Origin of the sequence: Microbulbifer pacificus (assembly GCF_002959965.1) — a bacterium.
Taxonomy (GTDB): Bacteria; Pseudomonadota; Gammaproteobacteria; order Pseudomonadales; family Cellvibrionaceae; genus Microbulbifer; species Microbulbifer pacificus_A.
On the sequence record NZ_PREV01000026.1, the window covers coordinates 220,713 to 246,496 of the forward strand.

A 25,784-nucleotide genomic window follows, 5' to 3' on the forward strand; every position below is an offset into this window, starting at 1 on the left:
TATGATGCAACCGTTAAAAGGCATAACCGTTCTCGAATTCAGCCAGTACCTGGCAGGCCCCTACGCGGGCCTGCGTCTGGCGGATCTGGGTGCACGCGTGATAAAGGTCGAGCGCCCCGGCAGCGGTGACGCCTGCCGCAGTCTCGCCACCAAAGACCTGTGGGTGGATGGCGACAGCCTGCTGTTCCATACCATCAACCGCAATAAAGAGTCTTTTTGTGCGGACCTGAAAAACCCGCACGACCTGAATGCGGTACGCCAATTAATCGCGCAGGCGGATGTGATGACTCACAACTTCCGCCCCGGTGTGATGGAAAAAATTGGCCTCGACTACACCAGTGTCAAAGCCCTCAATTCGCAGATTATTTACGGAGAAGTCTCCGGTTACGGCAACGAAGGGCCCTGGGTGCACAAACCCGGTCAGGACTTGCTGGCACAGGCGGTTTCCGGCGTGGGCTGGCTCTCGGGCAATCGCAGTGACGGGCCCGTACCTCTGGGGCTCGCCATCGCGGATATGCTGTGCGGAACACATCTCGCCCAGGGAATTCTCGCCGCCCTGGTGCGCCGGAAAAAACACGGCATCGGCGCAAAAGTGCAGGCGAGCCTGCTGGAGTCCATGGTGGATTTTCAGTTCGAAGGGCTGACGACCTATTTGAACAACGGCCGCCAATTGCCTAGCCGCAGCGAGATTGCCAATGCCCACGCATTTCTCGGCGCGCCCTACGGTATCTATCAAACCAGCGACCACTGGATTGCCATTTCCATGGGGCCGCTCGGGCCACTGGCGGAAGCACTGCAGTGCCCGGCACTGAATAAAAGTGACAGTGAAGCCTTCAGCCAGCGGGATGCGATAAAAGCCGTACTGGCAGAACACCTGTGCACCCAAACCACCGATCACTGGATGACACGCCTGAATGCCGCCGGTATCTGGGCGTCGGAAGTGGTGGATTACGACCAGCTGCTCCACCACCCCGCCTTCAAGGCCGTGGCCATGGAGCTGCAGGTTTCCCGCCCCGCCTCCTCGGCTGACCACAGCTCGCCTGAGAAAAGTGCGGTCACCGTAAACACCACCCGTTGCCCGCTGCGGATCAACGGCCAGCGTTTTACCAGCACTAAAGCCGCCCCACGCCTGGGTGAAGATACCGATCATATTCGCAACAGCTTGCTAGAAAGTGCAAATCAACGGGAGGCCGCACAATGAGCCAGTTCCAAAAACCGCTCGCCGGTATGCTGGTACTCGACTTCTCCCAGTTTCTGTCCGGTCCATCTGCGGCTTTACGCCTGGCCGACCTGGGTGCACGGGTTATCAAAATCGAGCGCCCGGAGCGCGGCGAAGACGGCCGTAACCTGTACCTTTCCGACTGCGTGCTGGAGGGGGAATCCACCCTGTTCCACGCCATCAACCGCGACAAGGAAAGTTACTGCGTCGACCTGAAAGATCCGGCCCAACGTGACGAGCTCAACACGCTCATCCGCAAAGCGGATATCCTGATCGCCAATTTCCGTCCCGGCGTCATGCAGCGACTGGAACTCGACTACGACCATGTAAAAGCCATCAACCCGCGCATTATTTACGGTGAAATTACCGGCTACGGCGACACCGGCCCCTGGGCTGAACGCCCCGGGCAGGACCTGCTGCTGCAGGCACTCTCCGGCCTCAGCTGGCTTTCCGGCAGCCGCGACGATGGCCCGGTAGCCATGGGTGTACCGGTTGCAGATATTTTTACCGGCGCACAGCTGGTGCAGGGCATTCTCGCCGCCGCTTTCGCTCGAGAATTTACCGGTGAAGGCAGCCTGGTGCAGATCAGTATGCTCGAAGCCATGCTGGATTTTCAGTTCGAGCCGCTCACCATTGCCCTGCAGGATCCACAACAGACCATCGATCGCGCCGCCGTCAACGGCGCCCACGCACTGGTGGCCGGCGCCTACGGTTTTTACCAGACCAATGATGGATATATCGCACTGTCCATGGGCCGCGTAGAAGACCTTGCACGACTGCTCGACTGCCCCGCGCTATTACCCTATTGCGACCCCGCGCTCGCCTTTACCGAGCGCGATGCCATCAAGCAGATTCTTGCCGATCACCTGCCATCGCAAACCACCGCACACTGGCTCTCCCTGCTGGAGCCGGCGGATATCTGGTGTGCCGAGGTACTCGACTGGAACCAACTGCTGGCACACGACGGTTTCAAAACCCTCGACATGCTGCAATCCCTGCCTATGTCCGGTGGCAGCCAGTTGACCACTAGCCGCTGCCCCATTCGCATTGACGAACAGTGCCTGTGGGGGCGCAATCCAGCGCCGAAACTGGGACAACACCAGGGCGCCATTAATAACGAAATCAAAAATGAGAGATGAGAAGTGGAAAATGAGAGGAATCGGTCATGAATGAGCGCCATTCGCAATCGAATGTTTCGCTATCGAAGTCTACCCCCGGGGTGGCCCATATTACTTTGCAGCTAGCGCCAGCGAATGCCTATCACGAGTCATTCCTGCGGGAAATCGGCATTGTCATTCGCACTCTGGAACAGGACGACAGCGTACGCGCGGTGGTGATCAACAGCGCGCTACCGAAATTCTTCTGTGCCGGTGCCGATATCAAAGTGTTTGAAAGCAACAGTGTGCAGCAAAACCTCGCCCTGGTCGCCGCTGCACGGGAGAACGCCAAGGCCATTGAGAACAGCAGCAAGATTTATATTGCCGAAGTCGCCGGCCACTGCCTCGGTGGCGGCCTGGAAATTGCCATGGCCTGCGATTTTATTTTCGCGGCAGAAGGCAACTACCGCTTCGGCCTGCCGGAAATCAAACTGGGGCTGATCCCCGGCAATGGCGGTACCCAGCGCCTGGTGCGCCGGATCGGTCGCCGCGCCGCCATGGAGGTCCTGCTTACCGGCGATACCTTCGGGCTCGCCCAGGCCCAGGAGCTGGGATTACTGGATGGCGTCTATAGTGCGGAATCCCTGGCTGCCGGCACCACCGAGTTTGCCGAAGAAATCGCCCGCGGTCCCGGCCGCGCCATCGCGGCCACCAAGCGTGCACTGCGTGAAGGCAGTTCCCTGCCACTGGATCGCGGCCTCGCGCTGGAGGCGGAGCTGGCAGATTCTCTCTATGAAACCGCAGATGCGGTGGAGGGACTGAAAGCCTTCGTTGAGAAACGCGCACCAGTATTCAATCAGTAGCGCCCAACTAACAGACTCTACCGAACAACAAACAAAAAATGCGACGGAGAAGATGATGAGTACACAGATAGCGGAAACCGTTCAACAACATTACCAGTGTTATATCGACGGTGAATGGGTCGACAGTGATAGTAAGCTCCCAGTGGAAAATCCCGCGAACGGCAAAGTATTTGCCAGTGTCCCGGACTGCACGCTGGCACAGGCTGACACCGCCCTAGCCTCCTCGCAGGCGGCACTGCAGAGCTGGAAAATGCTCCCCGCCATCGAGCGCGGCCGCCACCTGTTCAACCTGATTGAAGCCCTCAAACCCAAGCGCGACCTGTTTGCCAAACTGCTGGTACTGGAACAGGGTAAAACCCTGAACGAAGCCTACGGCGAGTTCGACGATACGCTCAACTACCTCACCTATTCCGCCGAAGCGGCACGCCGTATCGAGGGCAATATCTTCCCTTCCGACAATGCCGGCGAACAGCTGTGGATTCAGAAGGTCCCCTACGGTGTGACCGTCGGCCTGTGTGCATTTAACTACCCACTGGCCCTGATCGGCCGCAAAGTAGGCCCGGCACTGGTCACCGGCAACACCATGATCGTAAAACCCCACGAGGCCACCCCGGTGACCGCCATGGAATTTGCCAAAGCGGTGGAAGAAGCGGGAATCCCCAAGGGCGTAATCAACATCATCAGCGGCAGCGGTATCGCCGTGGGCGAGCACCTGGTGAAAAGCCCCATTACTCAACTGGTCACCCTCACCGGCAGCATCCGCGCCGGCCAGGCCATCTGCCGTGCGGTCGCAGAAAACGTCACCGCGGTTTCTCTGGAGTTGGGAGGAAAAGCCTCGTTTATCGTGCTCGACGATGCGGATATCGACAAAGCCGTGGATGCGGTGGTGATTTCCCGCTACGCCAACTGCGGGCAGGTATGTATCTGTGCCGAGCTGGTGCTGGTGCACGAAAAGGTCGCGGATGAATTCACCCGCAAGGTGCTGGAAAAAGTGAAAGCACTCACCGTGGGCAATCCCATGGACAACCCCAGCATGGGCCCATCGGTCACCGCGCAAGGGCTGGACCGGGTGGACTCCATCGTGCAGGAAACCATCAGTGCCGGCGCCACCCTCGCCTGCGGCGGCGCGCGCCCGGAAGGCGCCGAGTTTGAACATGGCAACTGGTACCAGCCCACTGTACTGACCGATGTAACCGCGGATATGGCCGCCGCGCGGGAAGAAATCTTCGGCCCGGTACTGCCTATCGTCAAAATTTCTTCGTTTGATGAAGCGGTAGAAATCACCAACCGCCGCAACGATGGCCTCAGCTGCTACCTGTGGAGCAACGATTACCGGGTGATCATGGACGGCATCAGCCGCCTGGAAGTAGGCACCGTATTTGTGAACAAACAGATCGTCGGCTATATCCAGGGCTACCACTCCGGCCACAAGCGCAGTGGTATTGGTGGTGAGGACGGCATCTACGGCATCGAAGGTTATTTGCAGAAGCGCGCGGTATATCTGAACTGCAACTAACCGACAAACATTACGGGGGCACAAGCCCCCATTTTTATGGCTAACTGCAAATAACAATAAAGCGAGAAAACATTATGTCCAAGCACTTGATCATGTTCGAACACCAAGGCGCCAGCGGCATAGAAACCACCGATGCCCCTGAATTCACCAGCCATGAAAATATGCCCGGCTGGAAATCCCGCGCCGTGGAAGACGCCGGCATTTTCATGTTTCAGTTTGAAATCGAGCCGGGCGCCGTGGAGTACCCAATCCACACGTCAGATGAAGCCTGGCTTGCCTTCGTGGCTAGTGGACACGGCACCATGTACGCCGGCGACGCGGAAGAGAACTGCACTGAGGGTGTGCGGTATCAGGCAGGAGATTTTATTACCTTCAAGCCGAATACGCCCCATGGCTGGCTGAATGGCAACGAGAAATCCCTGGTCGTGATTGTAAAGCCAGCCTGAGTACTGCTAACGCATTGCGAGCAAGGACACCTTGGTGGTACCGGCCGGATCAACGGTTTGCGTTACTGTTTCCCCGTTGGTCCAGGTCGCAGTCAATTGCCCGGGTTCTGAACAGCCAGCCAAGCCGAAGTAGGTATATCGGTTGTAACCACGCTCGTAGCCGGCGTTGCTGATACCAACCCGCCGGGTTTGCGTTTGGCCACACGCGCTGAATTGCAGGATGCCATAGCTCATCGGGCGGATCGTCCAGTAGCAGCTCTTCCAGCAGCTCCGGTGGTGGTGAGTCCTGCAACGGAGGTTGGGTTGCTGTCACGGGTGTCAGTGTAAACCCGAGCTCGGGCAGTATTGCCAGGGGTCAGTCCGTTTCACTCAATCCCGTCGTAATGCCGACCTGTGCATCAAACAAGAGTGTGGTGTATTCGACCAGTGACCCACTGGTGGCAACGGTGAACTCGTCTGGTGTCGTTACCGGCAAGAAAATCGGTTCTGCGGTAATTACTGTAAAAACCAAAAACATGGGGAAAACTGCCACCTACTCGGTGACCGTTACTCCGTGATCATACAAACAAAGAAATTGACGCAATGATTTGCGTGGTAAACTTAAAAGTGGCGGCCAAATGGCTGCCACTTATGCATAGGATAAAACCAATGGTATGGTAACTAATCCTTACCCATACCCACGCTGGACTCGGTCCAACCTCTTGACCTCTCCCCCTGATAGCAACGGTAGTCATGCCTACTAGATACGTCATCAACCTCCTCCTGCTACTGACTGTCATTGGTTGTGCTGCCTACTTGTACACCCTGTGGGAAAGCGATCTGATTGAGCAAAAATTTCCTCCGACAATAGGAAATCAGGGATCTGGCGACGAAAGCAATGCGCAGCAATCGCCCAGCAACGAACAAGCTCCGCACAGTGAGACGGGGAAATACGTTGGTAGCGCGGTCTGTAGCAACTGCCATAGCGAGCAGAGCAATCTTTGGCAGGGCTCCCACCACGACGAATCCATGGCTCATGCATCGCCTCAAACTGTGAAAGGAAATTTCGACAATCAATCTCTGACTGCACTCGGTATGGAGCATCGCTTCTACCAGCGCGACAACACTTTCTGGGTTTCCACCGAAGGTTCCAGGGGCGAGCGGGCGGAATTCAAAGTGCTCTACACATTTGGCACCGAACCTCTACAACAATACCTGGTGGAGATGAATAAAGGGCGTTTGCAAGCACTACCTCTCGCTTGGGATACGGAAAAAAAAAGTTGGTTTCACTTGCAGGCCGACCTGAAGCCTAAGCCCGGTGAGTGGATTCATTGGACTCAGGGCGGAATGAACTGGAACAGCATGTGTGCAGACTGCCACAGCACCGGACTTTCAAAAAATTTTGATAGCAAAACCCGCGAATACGATACCCGTTGGGAGGGAATCGATGTTGGTTGTGAGGCGTGCCACGGGCCAGGTTCATTACATGTCGCGCAAGCGGGAGAAGGCATAACACCCAGTAAAGAGACTTTGGATATGATTCGCGGGGAATCAGCCGCAGAACTAGTAGACAAGTGCGGGCGCTGTCACGCCCGCCGACAACCGCTCACTCCTGTTTTCAAGCACAACTCAGATACGATGCTCGATCACTACCTGCCCATGACGCTACAGAATGGTCCCTATTACAGCGATGGTCAGATTAATGAAGAAGTATTTGTATACGGCTCATTCACCCAGAGTAAAATGTATGCGATGGGGGTCAGCTGTGTAGACTGCCACAACCCACACAGCACCCGCCTGGTAAGGAAAGGCAACAGCCTGTGCACCGGGTGCCACCTTTCCGAGCAGTACGACACCTCGAAGCATCACCACCACCCCACATCGGAAGCCCACGCATCCGATACCTACTCCACAGGCACCGGAAATCAATGTGTTGACTGCCATATGCCGGGGCGTAACTACATGACCAACGATTTTCGCAGAGACCACAGTCTGCGAATCCCGCGACCAGATCTAAGTGTCGAGTTTGGCACCCCTAACGCCTGTAACTCCTGCCATCAAGACAAAAATCCTGAATGGGCAGCACAAAAAATCAAGCTGTGGTATGGCGAAAAACGTCCGGCACATTTCTCTGAAATCCTGGCGCGTGCAATTGGCGGTGAAGAGGAAGTTATCACGACCGTTCAGCCTCTGGCGAAATTACTGCGAGCGACAAACCAACCGGCAATTGCTCGTGCGACTGCCGCGGATCTGCTGGCGCCGCTATTGCAGGAGCCTGAAGCCGCGAGAGTACTCCAACAGGCACTTTCTGACACCAGTCCCCTGGTACGGGTTTCTGCCGTGAGTGCGTACTACAACGCGCCCATGCACTACAAATTGCCGCTGCTGACCCCACTCCTCGCCGACCCTGTTCTCGCTGTGCGGATCTCTGCCGCGAAAAGTCTCTCAGAAATGAATGACATGCAGTTTCTAAATCTGGAACCAGAAACACAGCGCCAGTATCAGCAGGCACTGGAGGCGTATCAACGCTCACTTGAAATCAATGATGACTTTGTATCGTCCAGTCATCAGAGGGGACTTGATCTGGAAAAGGCGGGCCATCTCGGCGCAGCGGCTAGACAGTATGAACACGCACTCACTATTGACGATCGCGCGAATGCCTCCCGTATGAATCTGGCCCAGATTCACTACCAATACCAACAGTACGAAAGAGCAGAGGCCCTCTATCGCAAGGTTCTCTCTCAGGAGCCGGATGCGGTGCCCTCTCGCTATGCGCTCGGCTTGCTGCTGGCGGAAATGGGCAAAAAGGAAGAAGCGGAGGACCACCTGGAAATTGCGGCCAAAGGAGGGAATAACGCGAGGATCTGGTATAACTTGGGTGTGCTGCGCCACCAACGGCAAGATTGGAAGCCGGCAGAAACTGCTTATCGCAAAGCGCTGGCATTGGCACCCGATAACGTCGATTACGTGAGCGCTCTTGCCAGCCTGCTTGTTCAACAGGAAGAGTACGACCAAGCAAAAACACTCATCGACAAAAGCCTGCACCTCGTTCCAAATGAACAGAAACTCTTACGGTTCAAAAGATACCTGGATTCTTTGGGAATTAATTAGGACACATTACCACTGAATAACATTACATCTATTGAAGCCATCCATATTGGATGCTTCCCTGCATATCGGATTACAAGCGAATACCTGTCACTGGAAGTTATTCCAGATCTTGGCGGAAAAATTGTTAGCCTACGCTCCGGCTTGGACTTGAAAACCGAGTGGTTGTGGAAAAGCGACCGGATCGCATACCAATTAGCAGAATTCAACCACAGCTACACACAACGGCACGATACCGGCGGGGTGGATGAGTGCTTTCCCAGTGTAGATGAATGTGAGCTACCGCAATACGAAGGCAACGCGCCCGGCCTCATCCTGCCCGATCACGGCGAACTCTATGGCCGCCCCTGGGCCGAGCACGAATGCAAAACGGCAGACGATGGCTCCGCGATATTGCTGTTGAAGCAGCAGTGCCAGACACTGCCTGTGATATTCGAACGCCGCCTGACTGTCGCCCCTGACCGGGGGACAATCCGATTCGAATACTGCGTACGAAACCAGAGCGACAGCGCCGCCCCCTTTAGCTGGTGTTTGCACCCGGCGCTGGCCATCACTCCTGGAATGAAGCTTCGGTTGCCGGAGAACCACCAACTTTACTGCTCTTACGCCAGCGACAATGCCCCACTGACTACCGGCGACCAGTTCCGCTGGCCACTAACCCCGAACGGCACCGATTTGTCGGTCATTCCAGACCCGGATACCGATAGCGGATACGCTACAAAGTTACTTTCCCATCAGGACCTTTTCGACTGCACCAGCGGTAATTCGCCGGCCATAGCCGGGCTGGAGAATCCGGCAACCGGTGAAGCGCTGCATTTTGTATTGCCACCGGCGGAAGTGCCCCATATCGCCCTGTGGCTCAACTACCGGGGCTGGGCCGGGGATGGCGGCGTGCCCTATTTCAATCTGGTACTGGAACCGGCGATTGGCAACGCCGACAGCCTGCGGGAACTGCTGGACAGAGGGACAGCGCCGGCGGTTCCGCCCCTCGCATCCCGTAGCTGGTCATTTGAGGTTCATACGACCACGCCGCAACTTTGTTAACAATATACAAATAGCGGTACACTACCCCCGATCTTTCAGCATTGGGGGTTTCCATGTCTTTCCACAACCATATCGGCGGCTGTCGCGGCTTATTCGCCACACTGCGCGTTCTGTCCACGTTCATCGCGCTGATCCTGATTTCCGTCACGGCGCAGGCCGTACAAAAGCCCAATATTATTCTGATACTCGCGGATGACGCGGGCTACGCGGATTTCAGTTTCCAGGGCAGTGAGGTATTCCAGACACCGAACATTGACCGCATCGCAAAAAACGGTACCCGTTTTGCGCAGGCGTATGTAAGTGCCGCGGTGTGTGGACCATCCCGTGCGGGTTTGGTCACTGGTAAATACCAGCAACGCTTTGGCTATGAGGAAAACAACGTACCGGGCTATATGAGTGCCAGCGGCACTACCGGAGACAATATGGGACTGCCACTGGACGAAAAAACCATCGCGCACTACCTCAAACCACTGGGCTACCACAGCGCCATCCTGGGCAAATGGCATCTGGGCAATGCCGATCGTTTCCACCCGCTCAAGCGGGGATTTGACGAATTTTATGGCTTTCGCGGCGGTGCCCGGTCTTACTTCCCGTTCAATGAGAGCAACCCCAATTCCCGCTGGGAAGATTTTCTCGAGCGTGGTTTCGGTTCCTTTGCCGAGACACCCAAATACTTCACCGATGCGCTGACCGATGAAGCGGTCGCATTTGTGGAGCGCAACAACAGCGAGCCCTTCTTCCTCTACCTATCCTACACCGCGGTACATGCGCCCATGGATACACTGCCGGAAGATCTGGCCGCATTTCCCGAGCTTTCCGGCAACCGAAAGAAAGTCGCCGCCATGACCCGGGCACTGGACAGAGGGGTGGGAAGGCTGCTTGACGCACTGGAACAACAGGAGCTGATTGATAATACCCTGATCGTTTTCACCAACGACAACGGCGGTCCCACAGATCACAATGCTTCCAACAACTTCCCCTTGAGCGGCACCAAGGCCACGCATCTGGAGGGCGGTATCCGGGTTCCATTTGTGATGCAGTGGCCCGGGCGGATTCCGGCTAAGCAGACCTTTCCGGCCCCCATTAGCCTGCTGGATCTGTTACCGACATTTTACGCTGCCGCCGGTGGCGACACTTCCGCACTCGAGAGTATTGATGGTGTGAACCTGATTCCCTACCTCAACGGCGAAGCAAGCGGAAAACCGCACCAAACCCTCTACTGGAAGAAGGAGAGCCGCGCGGCGATTCGCGATGGCGACTGGAAACTACTGCGCTTCCCGGACAGACCCGCCGAGCTCTACAACCTGGCGGAAGACGTGAGCGAAACCCAGAATCTTGCGCAGCAATATCCGGACAAAGTTGCCGCGCTATACAAGAAATTATTCCAGTGGGAGCTACAGCTGGAGCGCCCCAGATGGCAGCTGAAGCGGGAGTTTGAGGGGCAGGCTCTGGAACGTATGGATACCTATCGCCAGGCCAAACTACCTGAGACCACCAAAAACCATTAATTAGCGGTATATCCCAGCAACAAAAAAGGCAGCCCGCTCAATGCAGGGCTGCCTTTTTTCTATCGCTTGTATTTGATTTTTCCTGAAGAACGATCCAGACGGCTGGATCACTGCACCACAATCGGCTTTCTTTCCTTCGCCTGCTTGACGCGCTCTTCGTAAAGCGACTTGTAAAAATCTTGGCGGGCCTTCTGGTATTCATAAGCCTGCATTAAGACATTCTGCTGGTTTCCGGCATTCCACTGATTCCACAGTTCCGCAAGCTCACTCTGGCGCTCGGGAAACTGGTCCACCAGATTGTTCTGCTCGTAGGGATCTTCCCGCATATCGAAATAGCTGCGCCCTACCCCCGGCAATGTCTGATGCATATACTTCGCGTCTTCCGTTCGTACCGCCCAAGTGTTGCCATCCCCTTCTTCCAGGTGCCAGAACAGCGCCTTATGTGGCGAGCCCTGCTTCTCTCCGGTGAGGTAGGGAATCAGGTTTACACCATCCAGGGCCTTCTCCTGTGCAGGTGCATTCCCCAAAGCCAGTGCGGTGGCGGCGACGTCCAATGCAGATACCAGGCCATCAAACTCTCCCGGTTTCAGTTTCTGTGGCCAGTGTAAAAAGAACGGTACGTGAACGCCTCCTTCCTGCAGGCTGACTTTACCCCGTCGGAATGGTGTGTTGTCTGCCCAATCGCTATCTGGCATCCAGTACTCGGGATAGACACCGCCGTTGTCAGAAAGGAAGAAAATCAGCGTATTGTCGTATTTTCCGGATGCCTTCAGTGCATCCACCACCATGCCAATGCCCGCATCCATTTCGTCGATCATTGCCGCATAAATACGCCGCTCGGGATCTTCGATGGCCTGGTATTTCTTGATGGTTTCTTCCGGAGCCTCCAGTGGTGCATGCGGCGCATTGTAGGAAAGGAACAGGAAAAATGGATCCTTACTTTCTGTCACAAACTTCGCCGCATCGCGGCTCAGTGCCGTGGTCAGATATTCCGTCAGCTCGCCAGCTCCGCCGTTACGCACCAGTGGCAGGTAGCCCCCCTCATTGGCCATGTAGTCGTTCTGCCCCTTGTCATTTACCAGGGGCACCTTGTTGGAGGTTCCCTCCGGAAAATAAGCACGGCCACCAGAAAGAAAGCCGTAGAAGTGATCAAAACCGCGATTGTTGGGATGAAAGGGCGGCGCCGCACCCAAATGCCATTTGCCAACGATACCGGTGCGATAACCCACTTCCTGCAGACGCTTGGCAAAGGTTTTCTCGGTAACCGGCAAACCCATGTAATTGTCGAAGGGGGAATAGGTATTGTTACTTTCGGCACCAAAGCGCGCCTGGTGACGCCCGACCAACAACCCCGCACGAGACGGCCCACAATACGGGTGGGTGACGTAGCCGTTATTCATCACCACACCGGCGTTGGCCAGCTGATCCAGGTTCGGGGTTTTGATGTCGTTGGCTCCGGTAAAACCGGTATCTGCATAACCCAGATCATCCGCCAGAATCAGCAGAATATTGGGTTTCTCCACATTCTTTGCCTGTGCAAGCATTGAACACAGGCAACCGCAAACAACACTGAGAAGAAATCGCTTCATGAGAGAATCACCGCAGGTTCGGGCTGGCCTTTCACAGCATTCCGATACACCAATGTCACACCGTTGGCCACCGCCGCACCGGGTTGGTCTTCCAGCCCAACCGCTGCCGTGGTCACATACATATCGGTAAAGTCATCTCCGCCAAAGGCGGGGCATGTGGTGCGAATCACCGGAGCCTGTAATGCGTCGGTTGCACGGCCTTCCGGGGTAAAGCACTGGGTACGGGCACCATCCCACAGGGAAGACCACATATTCCCCAGCCCGTCCATTACCGCACCGTCCGGAATCAGACCTTTATCACTCAAATCGAGAAAGACTTCACGCTCTCCCGCAAGCCAGCCATCGGCTTCATTGAGTGGCACTCGATAAATCACACCTCTGGCTGAATCTGCGTAATAGCCGAAGTTGCGCGCGCGATCAAAACAGATACCGTTCGGCACGGTCATACCGCTGTCCAGTTGACGCAGCTCGCCCCTGTACCAGCGATACAGATTGCCCTGATCCGGCTCCCCCTCTTTGCCCATTGTGCCAATCCAGAATCCACCCCAGGGGTCGGCGCGGCCGTCATTGCTACGGTTGCCAGGTTGATCCGGTTCCAGAGCGCAGAGCAGGGTTTTGTCGCCACTGTTCAGGTTCAGCAGGTTGAGGCCACTTTCACAGGCCACAATTACGCGGTCCCGATCGACCCAACCGATCGCCGAAGGCATTTCATCAAACTGCCAGGCCTGTTCACCTTCCACGCCATTGGCCAGTACCCGCTTGTTAAGCAAGTCCACCCAGTACAGGTTTTTGCGCTGCGGATGCCACAGGGGACCTTCCCCGAGACTGCAGATACGCTGATCGAATACCTCTGCCTGACCAAGCTCGGCAGAACGCTGCAAATGCTCACTCACCTTCTCGTCCTCGCGATTCATCGTATTGTTCGAACTAGCGGTAACACGACTATTCGTTGCCAGTGCTCTGGTTGCGGCGCTTAATGCCAGTGCACCGAACGCGCTGGAAAACATGCCCAACACCAGCTTGCGGCGGGATAACCCGTTTACGATTTTCTTCAAGTTCTCTACCCATTTTTAATCGGCCCCAGACTCCCCAATAATTTTCGCCTGTACTGTCTCGTCCAGGCGGATAGTGGTTGGCGCCATTTCGCCTTGGTCTATAAGGCCGCGAACAATCAGCAGCGCCTTGCCTTCACTGGTACTCAGCTGTGAATTTTTATACCCCGTCATACGGGAGGTTCGCCCATTATCCGTACCCAGCAGTTCCAGTCCATCTGCGAGCTCGAATTCAATTCGCCTATCCTGGTGACGTACAGATCTGCCATGGTCATCCACAAGTTGTGCCGTCACATGTGCGGCACTGTAGCCATCTACCGGTAACGTGTCTCGATCCAGCGAAAGCGCAATCGCGGCTGGCGCACCAGTGGTTTCAACTTCTGCGGAAACATCACAGCCGTTGACTCCATCGGCCCTAAGGCGACCACTCGCGAATGGCAGTGCCCACTTCAACAGGCGGTCCGGACTATCCGCCAGGGTTCGCGTCCCCAGGGATTCGCCGTTCAATGACAAGGCTACTTCCGGGCAATTACTCAATACCTCGACGATAATTGGCTCGCCGTCCGGGTAATTCCAGTGTCGGTTAACGTCCTGCCAACCCCATACTCGCTGCGCCCAGCCGCCCGGTGTCTTTTCCACAACTCCGCCATCAGCATCACGACGGTACAGGGATTTCCCGTCGGTTTGCGAGGTAATCGCGATATAAGGGGCACTGTTCCAGAGGGTGCGATATAGGTCATAGGCCGGTGTCTCAAAACCGGCCACATCCAGCATGCCGCTGCGCACGGCCTTGCGCGGCCAGGCTCCGTTGGCTTCTCCGAGATAGTCCGTTCCCGTCCACAGGAAAGTACCGGGGATAAAGGGGCGCTCTTCCACCGCCTTCCACTCGTGCCACTGCACCACATTCTCAGTACCCATGATCATTTTTTTCGGGTACCGCTGGTGGCCGTAATCGTAGATCACCCGGCGATAGCTATAGCCAACAATATCCAGGGCGTCGGTATAACCGGAAATATGGCTCACCGAGGGCAGAATCAGGTTCGCGGTGACCGGCCGGCTGGTATCCAGCTCCTTCACCCAGCCAGACAACTTCGCGGCAGTTTTGGCGAGCACATACTCACCCTCCTCACTGCCATGGAAGCGGTCCTTGATTTCCTGCTCGCTTATAAACGGGGGATTAAAAAAGTAATTACCCGATGCATTCATATCGAAGTAACCGGTAGCCTCTTTGTAGCGGGGATAGGTCCACTCAATTTCGTTACCGATACTCCACATGATGATGGAGGGGTGGTTGCGGTCACGCTTGACGGCCAGGCGCAGGTCCGACTCAGCCTCTTGCTGGAAGTAATCCGCATAGCCACGGCTGATGTAATCGCTGTGCCGCTCCCACTGATTCAGACGCTTGTCTTTGGGGTTGTCCCACTCATCAAAGATTTCCGCCTGTACCAGAAACCCCATCTCGTCGCAAAGATCGAGGAACTCTTCCGAGGCTGGGTTGTGGGCAGTACGAATGGCGTTGGTACCGGCGGCCTTCAATGTTGCCAGGCGGCGGCGCCAGACATCCTTTGGTACCGCAACACCCACTGCGCCCGCATCGTGATGCAGGTTTACCCCCTTGATGGGCGTATCGACGCCGTTCAGGAAAAAGCCTTCGTTTGCATCAAAGCGCAGGGAGCGGATACCGAAGCGGTTCTCGACCTGATCAACAATACGATCGCCTTGTATCACACGGGTTACCGCCATATATAAATTTGGCGTTTGCGGGCTCCACAAAGCCGGAACAGCGACTTTGAGTTGAAGGTCAACAGTAGCGTCGCTGTGGTCGGCCAGAGATTTTCGGGTTCTGCTCCGAGCTACCGCCTTGCCCGCCGGGTCCAGGATCTCTGTCTCAACCACAAAGGGCTGCGCCGCTGATTTATTGACGACTTCCACATGGACACTCACCTGCGCCATTTCGGCACTGACCTCCGGAGTCTGGATAAATATCCCGGACACTGGAATATGCAACGGGTCTACGGTCAGCAGTTTTACATTCCGGTAGATACCCGATCCGGTATACCAACGACTGTCGATATAACGGCTGCGATCCACCCGGATTGCCAGAACGTTGTCTTGCCCCGCCGGGGCCAGATGGTTCGACAGATCAAGGGTAAACGGAGTGTAGCCATTGATTCGGCCCCCAATTTTTACCCCGTTCAGCCAGATCTCGGAGTGGTTGTAGATTCCGTCAAAATTCAGATAGGTGATTTTACCTTCGGAATGTTCTGGCAGGCGAAAGGTTTTCCGGTACCAGCCGATGCCGCCGGGCAAATAGGCAGTGGCACCGTTCAGTGCCGGGTCGAACTCGTGCTCGATGCTCCAGTCGTGCGGCAGGCGCAGGTCGCGCCAATGGCTGTCGTCATATTCGGGTTTGCGGAAGTGCTCGTCATCCTGCAAACGGAATTTCCAGCCGAAATTAAAATCGACACTGCGAGGGAAAGAAGCACTTGCAGTCGCGTTTTTAGACCTATCGCTGTCGCCGCTCACGAATATCCGTTGATTGACAGCAAGGCCGCGCAATGTCGCCTCTGAACCATCCCGCCAGCGCACATGAATATCCACCGGTTCACGGCTCCGACCCAAACCAAAGTGTGCAACATCCAGCTGGCCCTGAGAGTGGGTGGCACTACCCGCACCGATTCGTTGATAGCGGCGATGGGGGCCGGTTAGGGAAACCTCAGCGCCCTTCGGACCAGTACCTTGGGCTGAGTAACCAACGCGCACCTGCAGGTAATTATTCTCAGGGGATTTCAATTTATGGGGGTTAAGCCCATTCTCGAACAGATGCCAACGCCCCTGATCGTCGTCGCCACTGAGTAGATCCAGGTCACCATCCTGATCGTAATCGAACACTGCGCCCATATCGCCGTGACCGAATTGACCCAGTACAGTGCCGCCGTGATTGGACGCCTGCAGGAATGAATCGCCATCCTGATTTAACATCAGCAGGTCTTCCACCCGCCGGTGCAGCTCGCCGAAACGAAAAACAAAAAAGTCCGCGAAACCGCTATTGTCCAGGTCCCCGGTGGTCACGCCCCAATTGTTATCGGCGCTTTGCGGAGGGAGACGGTCGCTGATATCGGTAAACCCCTGGCCATCGTTGCGCAACAGGATATCGGCAACGCCCAGTGTTTGTGGCGTCCAGTCCGGTGCTATCTGCTTTACGCCATGTACGCTGGCGCGGATATCCCAGGCGAGATCACCGTCTAACAGCCATTCCAGGCGCCATTGATAAGGGCCATTTTCATCTGTCTGGGAACCATGCTGCTCCACCACCCCGAGATGCCAGCCATTGTTGATCAATTCATCAGGAAAGCCTTGCGCCATCTCTTGCGACACGGTTATCAGTGTTTGCCCCGCTGGGGTGGCCAACTTCTTTTCACTCGCCCCAAGGTACACCGGCAGAGTAATTTCCTGGCCCCGCTGCCAATGGAAAAACTCATTGAGCTGCAGAGGTCCATCACTGTAGAAAGTGATCCCGTCGTGGCTGCGATTACCTTCATCGCGCAGGTCCAGACGCCCGCTATCAGAATCAAATGACACGGCGTTATTGGCGATCTGATAATAGGTTTTACCGCGGGCCAGGTAGTAATCCAGGTCGCCATCGTTGTCGATATCGGCCTCGGCGACCGCCATCACATATTCCCGATCTATGCCCTTCGGCAACCACCGGTCGGTGACATCGCGAAAGCCGAAATCGCCATTGCCTGCCCACAGACTCAGCGGCGAGAAGGCGACCAGATCGTCCACATGATCGCCGTTGAAATCCGTAATCAATACACGTTCGGCTTCCAGTTGCTCAAACGCCGACGCGGAACGGTAACGAAACCGGTCCTTGCCAATATTCTCGAACAGAATATTGCGGGGACCGGTTTCGCCGGGCAGCATGACCGCATTGATCTGCAACAGGTCGAGATCCCCATCCAGATCCATATCGATCCAGCGCACCGACCGCCCGCGGGCGCCCATGTTTTCGATACCACTGCCGACGGTAATATCCTGAAAGCTACCCTTGTCGTTCTTCAGGATCCGCGGCGGTTGCGGGCTGGTGCCATTACCCCCGCCGAGAGCGACCGCCACATCCTGATCGCCATCCCCGTCATAGTCACCGGCCGCAATACCATGTACGTCCCAGCGCATAATCGGGGAACCGTGCTCGCGGTAGCGACCATCAGCACCGCCCCAGAATAGCTGCGCAGGTACCTTGTCATGATTGCTCAGCAACAGCTCGTAGCGGCCATCACCGTTCAGGTCTGCAACCGCAGGCCCCCCATATTTCCAGGTCGGCTCGGTATTCAGCCCCTGCTGCTCACTGACTTCCGTGAAACGCAATTCCGCAAATGCGCAACTGGAGCCTATTAGCGCAAGGACTCCGAGAGGAACACGCAACGACGGAGACAGTTTCATGATCAGTGAGCCTCGCTACTGGAACCCGCCGCTTTTCCGAATCGGCGTTGGTACAGGTTCTCGTTCACTTCCTTGACCGCGTCCACCAATGGTTGATACGGAGTGTCAGTAACTGACACGAAGCCCACGTTATAGTTTTCGCCGTCGTATGCGCGGCCGGTTAGCGGGGAGTCGATGTACTGGAACCAGTGCGCGCCGACAAAGTAAGGATTGTCGATTACGCTGTTCATATACTCGGCGAATTTCTTGCCGCGGTCCGCTTGTGAGCTGGCATGGATCAGACCTGGGTTCAGCAGTCCGGAATCCAGCGATCCGTTGTGGAATTCACCAATAATGGAAGGCCGATCAAGGTCTTCGAGGAAGTGCCAGAACTTATCGCTGACGCCTTCCTTGTAGTAGTTGTAGCTCACTACATCGGCGTATTTCGCCGCAGCACGGCGTACCTCCGGCGTCATACCCCAATCGGCAAAGCGAGCTCCCAGGTACATATGATTCGGCATATAGTGCTTGACGGCTTCCCGCACGATCTTGAAGTACTGCCCGGTGTAATGCTCCAGCATTGTGGAGAAGTCTTCGATCATGGCATCGTTGAAGTCGGTCAGCGCGACACCGTTTGCAAAAGTCTCCCAATCCGTCAATTGAATATTCCAGGCACTATTCAGTTTGCCAATCTCTCCGTATTTTTCCTGCATCAGCTGTACAAACTGTGCCTTGGTGGGACTTTCGCCAGCGGCGCGGCTCAAGGTATTGATCACAATGCCGTACTGAGAAGCGGTAGAACCCTCCTGGCCCCAGCTCTTCTCATTGTCTACAAATACACCCACGCACCAGGGGTTGTTTTCGACTTCTTTGGCAATCTGCTCGGCGGTAATATAGGCACGTTCTTTGAACTGCGGATCGAACGGATCCGGCAACGGGCTCCAATAATCATTGCCGCTACTCACAGTCTTGAAGTTGCCGATGATCCATCCGTTAGCAAAATACGGAATTCGATTCATCTGATAGTAGGCGGGGTCGATCCAGTTACCGAAGGAAGTGAATCCCCAGCTCAGCATGCGATCGATCGTAGTCTCCCGCCACTTCGCCATCAGCCTTTCTTCATCAGCAATATCGTACTTACGCTGTAAATTGGCCCGGTAAAAACTGAACGTCTCACCGTGTTCAATAACGCCGGTGTGCACTTCACGGCGATAGCCAAAGTTCTGCCCCAGGGGCTCATCGTACTCCGGCAACCAGTTAAACATATCCGCACGCAGAGGTGAGCTGATATGACGCGTCGGAATGGCTGTATCGGGCACGCGGTTGAGACCAAGAGAATCCTCCGGCGTCAGGTCGCCGGGGGTACGCTGGGGGACTCTGGCTTTGTCAAAGTCATATCCCGTAATGGTGGAGGTATTGGCCAGGCGCACGTTGGCAATGCCCGTGGAGAAGAACAGGTGCCCCTCCGGATCTACCAGGGCCCATTTGCCATCGACTTTCTCAGTGCGGAAATAGCCGGTAGCCTCCAGCTTAGGCCCATCTGCCCAACCACCGAAGCGAGAGCGGCCATCCATAGGTGTTTTGCGCAGCTGTGATTGCTCTTCTTCGGAGATTGCGCGCAGCTCCTCCAGCGAATCCACCTTATTTACGAAATCCAGCTTGTTGTTCTGGCCAAACTCATCCACAAGACCTTTGAGATAGCTTTCGTCCAGCGACTTGGGCTGAATCAGGCGCACGTTATCGATAATCAGGACTTTGTCTTCAAGTACCCCGGTAACGGTAAAGGCGATGCTCTCAATCGCACTGACATCCAGTTCCTTCTCACCCCACCGGTAAATCATGTCCTGAAACTGGGAATCCCAGCTCGGCGGATTAGAGCGAATCCCGGTCTCTACCGTCAGGTCCGGTCCTTTCAACTCCATAAAGTAGGTGCCGCTGGAATTCTCAGGCACCACAAAGCTGCGGTTGTGTGCCCTTCCATTCTTGTCAGTCGCAGTAACATACACGTGAACTGAAGATGCCTTCGGATTGGCGATATCCAGAGCAAAGGCAAAATCGCCCAACCCACTCCAGTCCCACGGCTGCTCAGGAGCGAAGATGACATTTGCCGAATAATGGGATTTGGTCTGTAACTGAACTTCCAGCGCCTTACCTTTCTCCCCATCAATCATTCGAGCACTCGTATGCTCCAACTGGATTGCAGTGGGCACCTCTCCCTGTTCGAACGTCCACAGGATATTGCTATCGTTATTTTCCGCGGCCACTTCTGTATTTCCAGTGGCAGTCTCCGTAAACGTGGAACGGGAATCGTTACCACAACCACTGATCAGGGATGCCAGGAAGACGGCTGCTGAAATGTGCTTTATCGGGAATTTCATAAATCGACTCATCGTTATTGTCAGGCAGAGTGCTCAAGCCGCTGGTTCGGTAGCTTCGAGATCAGAATTTTGTTTTGGTCTCTGCATGGGAATTTCTTCAATCTTTCCAACCAGAAAGACGTAGGCACACAGTCCCAGCAGTGCCAGGGCTCCAATCAGCGCTAACGCAGGACGGAAATCACCATCCTGTACCAAGAAGCCAATGGCCACGGGAATGGTTACGGCCGAGAGGCCACCAATAAAGTTGAAGCAGCCTCCCACCAAACCGACCATTTGCTTCGGGGCGATCAAAGAAACAAATACCCAGTTGATAGAGGCGAGACCGTTGCCGAAGAAGGCAAGGGATAGGAAAAAGGTAACGGCAGCAATCGAGTCTACATAATTGGCACCAATCACAGAGCCGGAAAGGAGCAAGCCAAGGATCACTGGTGTCTTGCGTGCAAACTCATTCGAGAATCCGCGCCGCACCAGCCAGTCGGAAGTAAAGCCGGAAAGCAGCACCCCGCAAAAAGCAGCCAGAAACGGCACCGAGGCCAGTAACCCGGTTTTCAGGTCCCCCATCCCCCGGTACTCGGCGAGATAGGTCGGAAACCAGGTGAGGAAGAAAATCAGGGTACTGCCCAGGCAAAATTGCCCGATATAGATCCCCCAGAGCTTTCGACTGGAGAAGGCCAGTCGGATATTGCCCCAGCTCAAGGCCACAGAGCTTTCGCTAACGTTCACCGAAGACTTCTGATCCCGCTGCTGGGTCGCCGCGTTACCAATGTCACTCTCGGGCTCACGATACAGCCAGTACCAGATCGCCGCCCACACAATGCCGATAACACCGGAGACAATAAACAGCCCGCGCCAGCCAAACCACTCCTGAATCAAAGCCAGTACCGGCATCAAAAATGCGAGACCGATAAACTGCCCGGAGGTATACACCGCAATCGCACTAGCCCGTTCCTGTTGAGAGAACCATTGGGTAACGATCTTATTATTCGCGGGGTAGGACGGCGCCTCGAAGAAACCGATCGCCATACGGCATCCCGCCATCGCCGCCAGTGAACTGACCAGCCCCTGTACAATGGTCGCCAGCGACCAGGCCACCAGAATAAACGGGTACAGAATCCGCACCCTTACCACATCCACAATCATTCCGCCGGGAATCTGCATGATGGAATAAGTCCAGGCAAAGGCGGAGAAAATGATCCCCATCTGCACCGGGCTAAGGCTGAGATCCTCTGAAATCGCGTTCGCCGCCACCGATATATTGGTGCGGTCCATATAGTTGATCACCACACTGATAAAGATCAGTGCCAGTACCCCAAATTTATTGGCTGCTTTCATACCGCTGCTGCATCGTCGCTGTTATTGGTTGGTGCTGTGGTTAGTCGGTGCTGTTGGCCGGTGTTGTGTCCGACCAATACGGCTCGGGATACCTGGAAGTGCGAGCAAACCCCCGATCCGCACCTGAGTAATCGTCGGCCATCCACAGCCATTAGTATCTACACAACGTAGGAGGCCGGAGCGATAAATCCCTCTGGCCTGTTTCTCAGAAAAATTCAGGAGAAAATGACTCGATAAAGCTCCGCGCCTACAAACCGAGTCCGATTACCCAGACTCCGCTCGATCCGCAGTACCTCATTCCACTTCACCATCCGCTCACTGCGGGCAAAGGAACCCACTTTGAGCTGACCCGCATTGGTGGCAACGGCGAGATGGGCGATGAAGGCGTCTTCGGTTTCGCCGGAGCGGGCGGAGACGACGGGGAGCCAGCCGGCTTGCTGGGTCATTTCGATGGCGGCCATGGTTTCGGAAACGGTGCCGATCTGGTTGAGTTTGATCAGAACTGAGTTGGCGAGCTGATTGTCGATGCCGTTCTGGATGCGTTCGATATTAGTGGTAAACAGGTCGTCGCCGATAACCTGTACGCGCTTGCCCACTTTCGCGGTGAACCGCTTCCAGCTGTCGAAATCGGTATCGGCGAAAGGATCTTCGATGGAAATGATCGGGTACTTGTCGCACCACTGGATCATCAGGTCGCAGAATTCTGCCGGGGTAAAGGAAGTACCGTCTTTTTTCAGGTGGTAGAGCTGGCCGTCGTAGAGATCGCTAGCGGCGATGTCCAGAGAAATGGCAACGTCTTTGCCTGCTTCATAGCCCGCCATGCGCACGGCTTCCAGCAGCACTTCGAAAGGTTCTTCGTTGCTGTCGAATGCCGGCCACCAGCCGCCTTCATCGGCCAGGCCGACGCTTTTGCCCCGAGCCTTCATCACTTCGCCAGCGGCGTGGTAGATATTGAAGGTCATTTCCAGAGTTTCTTCGTAGGTCTTGGCACCCACAGCGATGATCAGGAAGTCCTGAATATCAATGGCCCAGTCGGCGTGTGCACCGCCACCGAGGATTTGAATTTCGTTCAGCGGCAACAGAGTGCCCTGGCCTTTTCCAAGGTATTCATACAGTGGCACACCGCGAGCGTTGGCGGCAGCGCGGGCACACGCCATAGATACACCGAGGGTGGCGTTGGCGCCGAGGCGGGATTTGTTGGCGGTACCGTCCAGCTCGACCAATTTGTTGTCGATGGCTTTTAAATCGGTGACCGGCATCCCCTTTAATACTGGGGCGATTTCTTTCTGGATATTTTCAATGGCCCTGAATACGGACTTGCCGCGAAAGCGCGCTTTGTCGCCATCGCGCAATTCCAGGGCTTCGAATTGCCCGGTAGATGCACCGCTCGGCACCAGGCCCGTACCAGTGATGCCACTTTCAAGGGTCACCTGTACTTCTACGGTAGGAAAACCGCGGGAATCGTAAATCTGAAAGGCGTCAATACTCTGGATATTCATGGTTTTCTTACCGTTATTCATTCAGCGGTCAAAAGCTCGGTCCATTGGTGGACAAGTTGGTTAAGTGTTTTGGGAGAATCAGGAATTACAGCGTACGTGAAATCCCGTACTGTCTGTTGCTGGCTGCTGTCCAGGTATTCCACCGGGGATTTTCCATCCACACGCGCCAACATCAGCATCGGCAGCAGATGGCACAGTCGCGTCTCAAATACGTCGTCGACCACCGTATCTGCTGCAGCGGTGTAGCTTTCCCACACCTTCAGGCCAAGGCCCAGTATCTGTGCGGCATTTTTCGGCCGGTGCAGCGCTTTCAGCAGGAAGTGATTCACCAGAAAGGCAACATCGAATACCGGGTCGCCATACCAGGCGACTTCACAATCCAGTATCACCAACCGGCCACTGCCCACCATCAGGTTTTTGGGGCTGTAGTCACCGTGAATCAGACAGGTACTTGTGCGAGCGATCCGCTCTGCTTCTGCGCTGAAATATGCATTGAGCTGTGGATGCCGGCTGCCGGTTTTCAGCAGGTAGGGATCCAACCGCAGTTCGGTGAAGTCTTTGAGGGTGTCAAATTTTTCCCGGGCAACCGCATCCCCGAGGGATCTGCGGTGAATGGTTCCGAGATAATCACCGGCGAGACGCGCGTACTGTCGGTCGTATTCACCCAACAAGAGGCGTGACTTCCAGTTTTCCAGGCCACCCTCAATCATCTCCATACAGAAAAAGTACTTTTCCGTATCAGAGTAGAGAATGGCGGGTACGGATTCCGGCAGGAATTTACCGACGTAACGGAGGTACTCCTGCTCGGTAATGTTGCGTTTGATGTCCGCAAACCAATCGTCTTTTACCTTGAGCTTGTCCAGTGCGCGCTTCACCACGAAGCGCGACCGGCCGTCATCTACCAACAGAATTTCACAAGAAACCCCGCCGGAGAGCGGGGTAAAGGTTGCATCCTGTGAGTGCAGAAGACCTTTGTCGATCAGGTAATTAGATAACGCTACCTGATCCACAATTATCCCTCTTCGGGTTCGGCGATTGAAAGATTGCGCGTGTAGTCCAGCATGGTTTCACGGCTGTTCACCCCGCCACCCATACCACTGGCACTGCAGGCGCCGTAGGGGAGTCCGTAGGCAAATACGTTGTGGGCATTCACCCAGCTGTTACCGGAAACCATTTTCTTGGCAATGGCGATGGCGCGATCGTTGTTACCGGTCCAGACACTGTTGGCGAGGCCGTAGTCCAGGCTGTTCACCTGACGCAGTGCATCCGCATCGTCTTTGAAGGTGGTGATATAAGCAACCGGGCCGAAAATTTCTTCGCGGAAGCAGATGTTTTCTTCAGAGCCCATCAACAATGTGGGACTGACGTAATAACCGGAGCGCTCAGCATCGGAAATATTCTTGCCACCGTAAACCACTTCGGCGCCCTGTTCCTGGCCCTGTTGGATATAGCCGTTGACGGTATTCAGTTGGCGCTCGCTGACCAGCGGGCCCATCTGGCTGTCTTCGTTCATACCTGCCTTGATCAGTACCTTGTCCAGCTCCGCCTTTACCTTCTCGATAAATTCAGACGCGACGCTCTCATGCACAATCCAGCGAGTCGCAGTGCAGCACACCTGTCCGGTATTCAGGGTAATAGCTCCGGCAAGGCCCGCTGCCGCCGCGCTGACATTGGCATCGTCACAGATAATGGATGCACCCTTGCCGCCCAGCTCCAACTTCACTGGCTTCAGGTTCGCGCCACAGGCTTCGCCGATCAGGCGGCCAACCCGAGAGGAACCGGTAAAGGAGACAAATCGCACTTTCGGGTGGTGGGTGAACACGGTGCCCACTTCCGGACCTTCGCCGGGCAGTACATTAATCACACCCGCAGGGAAGCCCGCTTCTTCCGCCAGTTTGGCAAGATACAAGGTCGAAAGCGGAGTGACCTCAGAGGGCTTGATCACTACCGTATTGCCCGCAGCCAGTGCCGGTGCAATGCCCCACTGGCACAGGGTCAAGGGGAAGTTCCAGGGAAAGATAAAGCCGACCACGCCGTATGGAAGACGTACCTTACGGGCCTGCTTCATACCGGCCAGAGTCAGCGGGGTTTCAAATTCTTCCTTTTCACACAGGTCGGCGAAGTAGCGCAGGCACTCGATACCAAATGGCACGTCGAAGCCGCGGGCATTTTCCACCGGCTTGCCCACATCCAGCGCTTCCAGCTGGGAGAGCTCTTCCGCATCGCGCTCACACAGGTCGGCCAGCTTGCGCAACAGTGCGGCACGCTCAGCAGGTGTAGTGTCCTGCCAGGATTGGAACGCAGTGTGCGCGGCTTCGATGGCCTGCTCCGCATCGGTGGCGACCGCTTCCGCGATGGTAGCCAGGGGAGATTTGTCTGCGGGGTTCTCCACCGCCATGGACTTGCTGGTGCCGCCGGTCACCCAGGCGCCATTGGAATAGAAAGGAACGGGGGATTGTCCAAGGAACGCCTGGACTTTCGCGGTAGTTTCAATCATCACTTTACCCATTATTGTTGGTTATCGACGAAAGGTGGGACTGTTCTGAACCCGACACTACCCCTTTTGTTAACAATCTACAACTATTTTCATATCTATCCTCTACCCCGCTTCCCGTGTCGAATCTTGAATACGCCACCGAAAACCAACCAAAAAGTCACGAATGAGGCGATTGTTCCAACACCCGCAATTTTGTCAACAATTTACCATTTACAAATAGATCGACACGCCA

General features: G+C 55.4%; 17 protein-coding genes. 9 read left to right on the top strand and 8 right to left on the bottom strand.

Features of this window, described 5'->3' with window-relative positions:
- The first annotated feature begins 4 nt into the window (after positions 1-4).
- The 9 genes from C3938_RS01560 to C3938_RS01605 all read left to right on the top strand — a co-directional run bounded on the left by C3938_RS01560 (position 5) and on the right by C3938_RS01605 (position 10,780).
- A complete protein-coding gene (locus C3938_RS01560) occupies positions 5-1,201 on the top strand; it encodes a CaiB/BaiF CoA transferase family protein (protein WP_233998587.1) in 1,197 nt (398 codons plus the stop codon).
- Positions 1,198-2,358, top strand: a complete 1,161-nt coding sequence (locus C3938_RS01565) for a CaiB/BaiF CoA transferase family protein (protein WP_105101524.1) — start codon at positions 1,198-1,200, stop codon at positions 2,356-2,358. The genes C3938_RS01560 and C3938_RS01565 overlap by 4 nt, the downstream gene beginning before the upstream one ends.
- A 26-nt stretch (positions 2,359-2,384) precedes the next feature.
- The gene (locus C3938_RS01570; protein WP_105101525.1) at positions 2,385-3,179 is read left to right on the top strand and encodes an enoyl-CoA hydratase/isomerase family protein; all 795 of its coding nucleotides are present in this window, start codon (positions 2,385-2,387) and stop codon (positions 3,177-3,179) included.
- A 55-nt stretch (positions 3,180-3,234) separates the two neighbouring features.
- Positions 3,235-4,695 (top strand): aldehyde dehydrogenase family protein, encoded by a 1,461-nt coding sequence (locus C3938_RS01575; protein WP_105101526.1) that lies wholly within the window; start codon positions 3,235-3,237, stop codon positions 4,693-4,695.
- Between the two features lie 74 nt (positions 4,696-4,769).
- A complete protein-coding gene (locus C3938_RS01580; protein ID WP_105101527.1) occupies positions 4,770-5,141 on the top strand; it encodes a cupin domain-containing protein in 372 nt (123 codons plus the stop codon).
- Between the two features lie 212 nt (positions 5,142-5,353).
- The gene (locus C3938_RS18285) at positions 5,354-5,698 is read left to right on the top strand and encodes an Ig-like domain-containing protein (protein ID WP_105101529.1); all 345 of its coding nucleotides are present in this window, start codon (positions 5,354-5,356) and stop codon (positions 5,696-5,698) included.
- Positions 5,699-5,873: 175 nt separating this feature from the next.
- Positions 5,874-8,231: a tetratricopeptide repeat protein gene (locus C3938_RS01595; protein WP_105101530.1), complete on the top strand. Its 2,358-nt coding sequence runs from the start codon at positions 5,874-5,876 to the stop codon at positions 8,229-8,231.
- Between the two features lie 99 nt (positions 8,232-8,330).
- The gene (locus tag C3938_RS01600) at positions 8,331-9,272 is read left to right on the top strand and encodes a hypothetical protein (RefSeq protein ID WP_267893034.1); all 942 of its coding nucleotides are present in this window, start codon (positions 8,331-8,333) and stop codon (positions 9,270-9,272) included.
- A gap of 53 nt (positions 9,273-9,325) precedes the next feature.
- Positions 9,326-10,780: a sulfatase gene (locus C3938_RS01605; protein ID WP_105101532.1), complete on the top strand. Its 1,455-nt coding sequence runs from the start codon at positions 9,326-9,328 to the stop codon at positions 10,778-10,780.
- Positions 10,781-10,887: 107 nt separating this feature from the next.
- On the opposite strand, the gene C3938_RS01610 is transcribed toward C3938_RS01605, so the two are convergent.
- The 8 genes from C3938_RS01610 to C3938_RS01650 form a co-directional block, all read right to left on the bottom strand.
- Positions 10,888-12,303: a sulfatase gene (locus C3938_RS01610; protein WP_233998590.1), complete on the bottom strand. Its 1,416-nt coding sequence runs from the start codon at positions 12,301-12,303 to the stop codon at positions 10,888-10,890.
- Between the two features lie 62 nt (positions 12,304-12,365).
- On the bottom strand, positions 12,366-13,424 hold the full coding sequence (locus C3938_RS01615) for an SMP-30/gluconolactonase/LRE family protein (RefSeq protein ID WP_199775465.1): 1,059 nt from the start codon (positions 13,422-13,424) through the stop codon (positions 12,366-12,368).
- Between the two features lie 15 nt (positions 13,425-13,439).
- Positions 13,440-17,867, bottom strand: a complete 4,428-nt coding sequence (locus C3938_RS18015; RefSeq protein ID WP_199775466.1) for an FG-GAP-like repeat-containing protein — start codon at positions 17,865-17,867, stop codon at positions 13,440-13,442.
- Positions 17,868-17,869: 2 nt separating this feature from the next.
- The gene (locus C3938_RS01630; RefSeq protein WP_105101534.1) at positions 17,870-20,224 is read right to left on the bottom strand and encodes a beta-galactosidase; all 2,355 of its coding nucleotides are present in this window, start codon (positions 20,222-20,224) and stop codon (positions 17,870-17,872) included.
- 33 nt (positions 20,225-20,257) lie between these two features.
- Positions 20,258-21,556, bottom strand: a complete 1,299-nt coding sequence (locus C3938_RS01635) for an MFS transporter (protein WP_105101535.1) — start codon at positions 21,554-21,556, stop codon at positions 20,258-20,260.
- 215 nt (positions 21,557-21,771) lie between these two features.
- Positions 21,772-23,076, bottom strand: a complete 1,305-nt coding sequence (gene eno, locus C3938_RS01640; RefSeq protein WP_233998592.1) for a phosphopyruvate hydratase — start codon at positions 23,074-23,076, stop codon at positions 21,772-21,774.
- Positions 23,073-24,065 carry a phosphotransferase family protein gene (locus C3938_RS01645; RefSeq protein WP_105101536.1) on the bottom strand — a complete coding sequence of 331 codons (993 nt, stop codon included), beginning with the start codon at positions 24,063-24,065 and terminating at the stop codon, positions 23,073-23,075. Before C3938_RS01645 ends, eno begins: the two co-directional genes overlap by 4 nt.
- 2 nt (positions 24,066-24,067) lie before the next feature.
- On the bottom strand, positions 24,068-25,552 hold the full coding sequence (locus C3938_RS01650) for an aldehyde dehydrogenase family protein (protein ID WP_233998594.1): 1,485 nt from the start codon (positions 25,550-25,552) through the stop codon (positions 24,068-24,070).
- Positions 25,553-25,784 lie beyond the last annotated feature (232 nt).